The following is a 9034-nucleotide window of genomic DNA, read 5'->3' as shown; positions in this document are numbered from 1 at the left end:
GGACCATGTCGCCTAGGGAAGCGGCAGAAGTGGTGGAGTACTCCTTGGCGGCTTTGGAAAGACGATTTCCGCTGATCGGGTCCCGGGGAACCCCCAGTAAGCAGACGATTATCTCCAAGGAGTAGCAGGTAGACGTACAGTTTGACTCAAAGTAGCCTGTTGATATGCGATTGCTGTCTTTCTGGGTGACTTGGGTTTCTGGGAAATTGCTTTTTCGAATTCCTAAAGGGAGGTGGGTTGACTGAGACGGACGGCGGCTATTATTGTATGGACTGGGGCCAAGAGTGAAACGATCTATGTTATGGATTCGGAGACTAAAGAACCAGTGCACGGGGTAGCTGTGGATTATCGGCTTGAGACTTTTGAGAAACCGAAGTAGCCTAGGTATCCTACTACCACACGAGAAGTACCGTGATCTTACGATGAAAAGAACATACACCGATGGTAATAGTGTCGTCTTGATTCCTGAACAGGTCATTCTTCTCAAACCTTATGAGGGACCTTTTTGTGTGAAGGTGTTACTAATGACCTTGATTTGCATCCTTCACCCAGGGAACAAGAAGATATTGGTGTTCTTTTGAACCGCACAAAGACATAACCCACAATTGGCCATCTTAAGAGCATGACGATTACTGACTATGCCTAGACAATAGTTCGCGATGTGGGTACACCACCAAAAGATACCATGTTTGCAGCTCAACATAATTGGGGGACCTTCTTAAAGAATGGGGAAACCATTACAGCCGAATTGGAAAGCTAGTAAGTCTGAACCCAGTTGTGTATGCGAGGATGAATGACCCCGGTTCCAGACTGACTTCGGGTCCCGGGGTTACGCTTACTCCCAATAGGGGCAGACCCCTGGATGCGCAGGGGTTAGACAGTTATTTTAAGCGATGTGCCACCACCAATCCCTGGATTCTGTGGCTTCTGCCAGCCTTTTGGCGGTTTTCTCCAGGTCTTGGAGGTGTTCAAGAGAAACCGATGTTTCATCCCCAGTATACAGAACCAGGGCCGCCACTACGTTGGTGCCATGGGTCACGGGGACGGCAAGAGAGTTGCCCAAGCTGAAATAGCCCTTCTGTCGGGCCTGGGTGATCCTTTTCGCAAACTCATTGTAGGTGCAGGTATAACCCCCGTGGGTCATGGGAAACTGTTCTGGCGGACACCGCTTGACCAGCTCTTGATCGGTTAATGCGGATAACAGCACGGTACCGGGGGTGCTGGCTGGGGCTGGGTAAATGAGCCCGGTCCCGATGCCTGGACCATCGTGGTACAAATAGACCACGTTGGCATAGTCCAAAATGCCTAGGCCAACACTCAAGCCCGTTTCAGTCCTAAGATCCTCTAAGAAGACCCTAGTCTTTTTCAAAGCCGGATAACTCTGTTGGGCCATGCCTGCAAGTCTCAGTAAACCGATGCCCGGTACGAAGTGTCGCCGATCGGTCTTACGCAAGAGATTAGCGTCCACTAAGCCGCCCAACAACCGACTGACGGTGCTGGGAGGCCAACCCGTAAGCTGGCTGAGGTCCTTGACGGTGGCCGCCTTCCCCCCCGAAAACACGATTTGCTCTAGCAAAAGTAGTGATTTGGAGATTGTCTTATTCATCGTGTATACCCCTTTAGACTGTTTTCGTCACCCCAAAATGTGTCTCTATCGTTGGCGTTATCCGTATATACACTCCTTCACTTCACCGCTATGTACCGGGATGTCCCGCTGATTCACCTTCACTACCGTGTCGCTGCCCGCCACTTCATTGATTAGGAGCCGAAGCTGTCCTTGGGAAAACACAGCGTCCTGTAACACCACATTTGGGAGTTCCAAGGATAGCAGGGACTGGGTCGCCGGCCAAGTCTGGCTTTTACCTGTGTGTAGCTCTCCCCGGAGTTTGGGTACAGGTCGCGTGAGATCTAGTTGTTGGGTGATCACATCGTTTTCTTGCCAGTTTCCCTCGTAGATCTTCAGGAAGAACTTATGGCTGTACCGGCCGTGAAACATTTCCTCGTCAAAACTGTAAAAATGGGTGACCTCCTTTGTCTGCGGGTGAATCTGGGGCGCTGTGGGGCGAGATGAGGGTCCACCCGCGGTAGATGCACCCAGGCAGAGTCCCAAGTGGCCTTTACTGGGGTCAATCTCAAAGGATTGGGCCCCGGACAGGGAAGTGGCCAGGATCCCAAAGCCTTCGTCACACTGCATCCCCGCCGAATGTAGGGCGCAGATATAGTCTTCGGTATCCCCAGGGTGTGTCAGGACGGCATATCCCGCATCGTAGAAGGCACTTCCCGGGGCGGTACGCAACAGGGCCGTGATCCCATCAATTCGAAAGTGTTCCTTTTCTCCGAGCAAATAGGGGCGGCTGAAATCAAACTGCCACTGACAAAGTACTCCGCCAAGGCAAACCGTGTACTCCTGGATAAAGTGCAGACCGAAGTCCAGTTCCTGGTGGACCACTAGCCGAGGAAACGCACTTTCCACCGTCCAAGCATAGGCATCTTTGCTGAGTTTTAGCTCCCTGGTGCACAACCCTGCTTTTTGGGTCAGCTCCCGGATAATCGCTGGAAGCTGTAGCGCCAAGGATACCTGGCGGCCGGCGGCTGTGCGTACCAAAAGTTGATCCTGTTGGTAGACCAGGTCCAATTCCGATGTCCCAATGCTGTTTCCTGGGGACATTTGTTCTACGGGCAGATCATCATTGGGTACCAGATACACCGTATGATAGCCGAAGGCGGGCAGGTGCACCAGAAATCTCAGCCGATAGCCCTCCCCCTCCGTGGTGGCCTCCAAGCTGGTGGGGAGTATTTCGCCCCGATCATCAATGAACTGCGCTTTCTCTGGTACCTTCAGTTCCAGGAAAGCGTCCCGTTCTCCAGTATCATTATACAGGAAATACGGGGTGCCCGATTGATTTAACCGGACCCGTTGGGCAACCTGTTTGAGAAAACGGTGGGTAACCTCCGCGGAAAGACGCCGACTTTTTCGTAAGGCTTGGGCATGTTCCCATCGACGCTCCTCCAAGGGAAACCAGCCCCGGGAATCGCTGTTAACGCCCCACAGTAGCAGGTGTTCTGCGTGCTCCAACAGTCCTGCCACATTGTGCTCTGTCAAGTACTTATCCACTACTTCACTGAATTCCGCGGGCTGTTCCACCTTGAGGGTGCGAAGATCCGGGGCAAGGGCCGGTACCAGTTCGGCATCAGGGTTCAGGTCTTTTCCCCAATGCTTCTGGGCTAGAGCACGGGCTATCCGCGCCGCCCGCAGATAATTACTGGCTTGCATGGTCAGGTCATGTATGAAAATATCCTTAGGATCACTCACCCACCGACTAAAACCCCCAGACCACGGGCTTTCATCCACATCTTTCCGGTCCCGAACCCCGTAGAATATTTCTTCTTTAGGGGGGTGCTTCTCTAGATACTCCGGCACTAAACCTATTCTCAGCTGGATGCCTTCGGACCGTAGCTCTTCCATCAACTCCAGCACAAAACCCAGGGGATAGTACATTTCGTAATCCAGGGTGAAGACAATCAGGCTCCGGTCAGGTAGTGTCCGGATATAATCCCGCAATTGGTAACGTCGGCTCCCAAAGGTCATGGGTATGCCGTAGACTTTGGTGCCGTCAAACCCGCGGAGGATATAGGGGTTCTGGTGCTTTTCTTCTCCCGGCATGGCCAGCCACCGGATGCCCAGCTGAGATAGGGCCCAGGGTAGCTGTGGTGTATAGGATTTCTCTTGGCAAAAAAAGCCGTCCACGGGACCTAAGGCATCCTCGATGATCTTCACACCCAACTGCATGGCTTGCAAGTTTGTGTTCCCATCGAGACAGGCATTCACCGGTGCGGCATAGTAGCTACCGGTAAAGCTGATCTGTTCGCGTTCCGCCAAGTCTTTTAAACCGGCAAGGATCTCGGGAGACCATTTTTTTAAGGTCTGCACGGTTAGACCGGACAACTCCACATGTCCTTTCAGCTCGGGGTAACGATGGAACTCCTCGATCATCAGTTGGTAGATCTTAGGGAAGACGCTCCGGATCGTCTGTTTTGTGTACCGGTCGTAGCTCATGTTGCCGTGAAAAATCCAGGTTAACCATACCGTTTTCATTGTGATCCCCTTTCCCTAAAGGCAGTCCAAGGGTGAAGCAACTACTTCCCCCTTGGACCTGCAGTTATTTGCTGGGTACGGGCTCTCCTGATTCGGGAGCAGTGAGGGTAAACCATTTGCTACCATGGGCATTTCCGGTTAGGTCGATCACTTCCAGCTGAAACCCAAACTCCCGTGCCGAATCCATGGAGATGGAGAATTCAAAGGGGAACTCCCGGCACTCCGTCCTGTGTACCTCACCAGCTGTGGTGTAGTAGTTGAGGACCACCGCTTGGGTGATCGCGGGACTGGCCGTGGCGTAAACATAGGCCTGATATGTCCCCGGTTGGACTTGCAGGATCGCGCCAAAGATGCTTCCCATCCGGAAGCTGTAGTTTTCTTCGTAGACAAAAGAACTCTGAACATGGCGCGTCTCTTCGTAAAGCTGGTAGGTGGCTACTTTAGTGTTGGTGTCGTGCACCATCAGGGCGAGGTATCCCTTGGCGGGGATGTGGACCGTCATGCCCCTTCGGGTGGCTATCTGTGCTGAGCCACTTGCTGGGCCGTCTAGGATGGTTACCCGTACGGAATCTTCTACTAACCCCAGGATCTCTGGATCCCAGCTTAACTCAACGGTCCTTTCTTCGTCAGCTTCGTTCATGAGCATGAGGAACCATTGGTTGGTATTATGTCCCATCAAGTAGTTGATCGCTGGATCGCTGATGGATAACGCATCTCGATTCAGCCATAGCCAGACCCCATCGTGGCCATAGAAGGTACCGGGGGCGTGGCCGTAGAACCGGCTACTGAACCAGGCATAGCCATCCTGTCTTACCCAAGGAAACTGAATCTGGTTTTGACTGCGGTATTCCGCTTCCGCCACTAGAAAGTCAATAACGTAGGCTAGGTGTGGATAGATGTGGTGATAATACAGCGAGGTATAATCCGGCCCTTCATAGGGATATGCGGGATTCTGATACATCGTGGAAAAGGTATTCACATAATACCCTGGATAGTTGGCGAACCGGCCCAAAACCGCATTCCTGGCAAAAATGCGGTAGATGGGATCTCCTGTGATATTCGACAGGCGGACCAGATCCGCAGCCCAGTTGGACTGCAAGACATTGGCGTTGTCCAGGGTGGTAAAGGTCATCGGTTGTTCAAACCCTAAGCCCGCTCGGGACACAACCCACGCCGGTACCGTCTCCGCCACGAAGTCTGTGCTCTTAAAGGGGGCGCCCAGCCGGAAGCGCTGATCACCGTACCACCAGACAAATTTCATGCCCCGGGAGAGCATGTCATGGACAGAGGTAGTGATTTTTCCGTCGGTGGACATGGGCTGAGTCCAGATCCCTGTCAGCAACCAGTTTGCCCCTTCCCGGGCTCCCTCGATGACCCATTGCTCATCGGTTTGACTGGCCAGATCGAGGAAGGCTACCCAGTTGGGCACAAAACTGATATTGAAGAATGGCCACATACCTAGTTCATCTTTCTTGGGGGCATAGACACTGTCCGTCAAGAACCCCTTGGCGTGCTGGGCTGCCCGATCTAAGTAAGTAGCATCATCGGTCAAGAAGTACGCAGCCAGTTCTTCCGCAAAAAGGGGAGTAGAGGAATAGGCGGTACTGTGTTTCACATTCCCAAAGGGTCCGAAGGCGAAATGCCACAGTGCCGGCGTCAGCTGGCCACTTAGCTGCCAAAGGGAGTTAAACGTAGCAGTCCCGTACTGTTGATTTGGCCCTTGCAGCCGAGCCAGCTCTGGGTTTTCCGCATCTTCGTGACGATAGGTGAAGTGCCAACCGGGACGGGAAAGCATGAATTCAATGGTGGGCAAGGCCCGTTCCCACAAAATCCGTTCATCTCCAGTCAACCGGTACAAGGATAAGGGTAAGGCTGGTGCCGCATGGGTCACTGTATTCTTCATCTCAATATTGTACGGTCCCTTACCGGAATCATTCCATCCGCCGTAGTAGTCATCCAGTAGTAAGTCGATCATGTTGTAGACGGCATCGTTCAGACTATGGCGCCAGTTAGTTCGGTAATCCCTAAATCCGTATTCCTCACTAATGAGTTCCGTAAAGACTGTAAACCAGGGCGCTTGCTTTACGATGACCAGGAGGTTGAATTCATAAACCCTCTGGGGTGTGCGCAGAGATTCAGGCGACCCTAGGGGAGGTGCAAAGAGGGCCGGTTGCACTTCTCCGTCTGGTCCCCGGATGGTGAGTCCAAACCGGGAGTCGGTAAAACGGGCCCAGCGGAAGGGGATCTCCTCCTGCCTTGGGGCCAGGGCGAAACTCAAGGGCAACTGGTTCACCTCGGTCTGCACTAAGGCAATGGGAGTGGGGAGGTAGGCTTCCAGGTTCATATAACTCTCCTCTGGCAGCCGTTTGCTGTGCCACATATATGGAAGGAGCAGAAACTCGATTTCATCCAAAGACTTTTCAAAGAAGCCCACGAAGGCCACCGAATAATACCGCTGCCGTTCCGGTAAGAGCCGCAGGGTCAAATGGGGGTCAGAAGCATCCTCATTTAAGGACCAATCTGCTTCGAACTTAAAACCAGGGCCTTCCCCTAGTAACCGCACCGTAGTCTCATCCACTTTCCCCAGGTGTTGACACAGGACCCAATGACCATCACCTGCAGCAAAGGCGTTTGCCGTGGGCATACTGATCGATTCTCCGGTGCCGGTGACCATTTGGCGGTTCCACATGGGGTAATGCTGCCCCGTTTCGGCACCGAAATACCCTGGTGTGTCCGACTGTAGGACGAAGTAGCCTTGCTCGGTGGGATCAAGGCAAACATCTAGCCAGGTTCCTTGCACATTCAGGAAGAGATCCGTATGGATCCATTGGGCATGTCCGTTTTCCACCCGAACAAATTCCAAACGTACCTGGTCATTTTCCAACATGGCCAGCACATTTTTCTTGACCAGGTTTTGGCTTTGTGGACGCAGGGCTGTATCACTGCGGTCAAATTGACTAATGGGATAGACGCGATGTTGTACCGCAACTAGGCTACCTGTATCCGCAGGCGGAGTCAACTGTGGATCCGTGGTGAGAACGAGGCAGTCAATGCGGGCCCAATACCGGGAGGCATCGATAACCCGTAGCACCGCCTCCCCTGCTTCTAGGTGGAAACTGCCACCGTACTCCCAAGCCCAACCATTGACGTTGTGGCGGCCGAAGGAGCGGGTGGAGGGCTGTCCGTTGATGCTGACAGAAAAGAACCTTCGACCGGGGTCGGTGTCGAAATCACGACTCCTTACCCACAGGTGCCACCGCCCCGATTCGGGAATTTCAATGGCGGTAAAAGCATCTTCCGCCTGTCGGTTGCTTTGGGATATGCCCTGCAGGATGCCTTCCCCGAAGGTGCTAGGGTAATCGGTCACCCGAATCCATGAACCGGTAGCCTCAAAATCCTCCGCTTCGATCCAAAGAATTTTGGCCGCGACGATGTCCCCAGCGCTGATCAATATAACGACTATTAACAGTAATGCTATGGTGTGGTGCGACACCAGAATCCTCTCCTTAACAACCAGAAATTGTGAAAGAATAGGCGCCCGAAGGCGCCTAGTTTTCCATCACCAAGGAAATGTATGGGTGCGTGTTTGTTCCCTAGGGTTTTCCTTTAAGGAATCGTGACCACCACATCGGCCACCATCGCAGACTGGGCGGGGGTGGTTCCTTGGTAGAGGAGAAAGCCGATGGCTACAAGGGAATCAGCTTCAGGCAAGCGGAAGTTGCCCGAACCGACATAATTGCCGTCTAGATAAAAATGAAACAGCTTTGCATCCAGATCGACTTCTAGGCGCACCGGTATCCAAGTAAACAGGTTTACGTCGGAGAGAACATGCCAACTACCGCTGGTTGCTCCAACAAAATACTTCAGCTGGCCTTGGTCCGCGGATATATATGCATTGGCGTGGGAACAGTGTTCAACCCATTCGGAGGATTCTTCGGTTAAAGGTTTCATGGTGGTGATGACCAAACCGCGATCCCGCCCGTTTAGCCTAATCTTGGCATCAACGGTTACCGTTCCGGAGGAGATCTCCTCGGGCAGTTCAAAGAGGATGTAATCCCCCACAGCCCAGTCTAGATCCCTGTCTGGCGGTGCTAAGAGAATCCCTGTGATCCCGTCCGCCGTCTCTTCGGTAGGACTTCCCTTGATTACCTGCCATGCGGATAAATCTGTAAGCGTAAACTCTTTGGCCATGACCACGGAACTGAACAGCAACAGGCAAGAAATTGTGAAGACAAAAGACACTTTCGCACGCATGTCTTGTTTCCTCCTCTATTTAAATAGGGTTAGCTCACCAACCTCCAGTACGTTCCCAAGCCCGGTCAATGATCCCTTGGGCTACCTCCTGCAGTTGCAGGAGCACTTGTTCCACAGGCGCTGTGCCCTGCAGGATGACGTCATAGGCCTCGGTGATCTTCTGGTCCACTTCTCCAGAAACCGGTGTGGGTGGAACGACGATACTGGAGGATACGGCGCGAATAATCACGTCCCAGTAGGGATTGACATTGTAGTAATAGGGATCAAGGCTGAATTCGATCACCGGCGAAGGACGCATTTGCTGTTGGGCAAACCAACCGGCTCCCTCGGCATCGGCGGTGAGAAACTTGACCAAAAGCCAGCTTTCATAGGGATGCTGGGCTCCAACGGGAATCCCATATCCCCAGCCGCCACCCAGGAGCGTTACTGATTCATTGCCATCGTTGGCTGGAAATTGGCCAATACCAATATCGATGGGTATGAGTCAAAAGTTTGTGGGGATTGGCAAGGCCTGGAAAAAATAGAAGACCGCGGGTCCATTGAAAGATGAGGGCATAAAGAAGGAATCGAGAGACTCCGTCTCCAATATATGGAGATAGCCAAAAATAGAATGAGAAAGGAGTCTCTCGTATGCAAGAAATTCGAGCACGAATCGGGTTTTCCCTGCAAGAGCTTGAGCTTTGT

5 protein-coding genes are annotated in these 9034 nt (G+C 52.7%); all 5 read right to left on the bottom strand.

Annotated elements, in window-relative coordinates; translation table 11 throughout:
- Nucleotides 1-886 precede the first annotated feature (886 nt).
- The gene (locus tag GXX57_07560) at nt 887-1606 is read right to left on the bottom strand and encodes a helix-turn-helix domain-containing protein (GenBank protein ID HHV44506.1); all 720 of its coding nucleotides are present in this window, start codon (nt 1604-1606) and stop codon (nt 887-889) included.
- Between the two features lie 57 nt (nt 1607-1663).
- Nucleotides 1664-4096 carry a hypothetical protein gene (locus GXX57_07555; protein ID HHV44505.1) on the bottom strand — a complete coding sequence of 811 codons (2433 nt, stop codon included), beginning with the start codon at nt 4094-4096 and terminating at the stop codon, nt 1664-1666.
- 64 nt (nt 4097-4160) lie between these two features.
- Nucleotides 4161-7589, bottom strand: coding sequence for a hypothetical protein (locus GXX57_07550; protein ID HHV44504.1), 3429 nt, complete (start codon nt 7587-7589; stop codon nt 4161-4163).
- A 113-nt stretch (nt 7590-7702) separates the two neighbouring features.
- Complete coding sequence (locus GXX57_07545; GenBank protein ID HHV44503.1) at nt 7703-8350, bottom strand: hypothetical protein; 648 nt, start codon at nt 8348-8350, stop codon at nt 7703-7705.
- Nucleotides 8351-8384: 34 nt separating this feature from the next.
- Nucleotides 8385-8705, bottom strand: a complete 321-nt coding sequence (locus GXX57_07540) for a hypothetical protein (protein ID HHV44502.1) — start codon at nt 8703-8705, stop codon at nt 8385-8387.
- Between the last annotated feature and the right edge of the window lie 329 nt (nt 8706-9034).

The organism is Bacillota bacterium, from assembly GCA_012839765.1.
In the GTDB taxonomy this organism is placed as follows: Bacteria; Bacillota; Limnochordia; order DUMW01; family DUMW01; genus DUMW01.
This window is presented reverse-complemented; position numbering and strand designations above follow the sequence as displayed.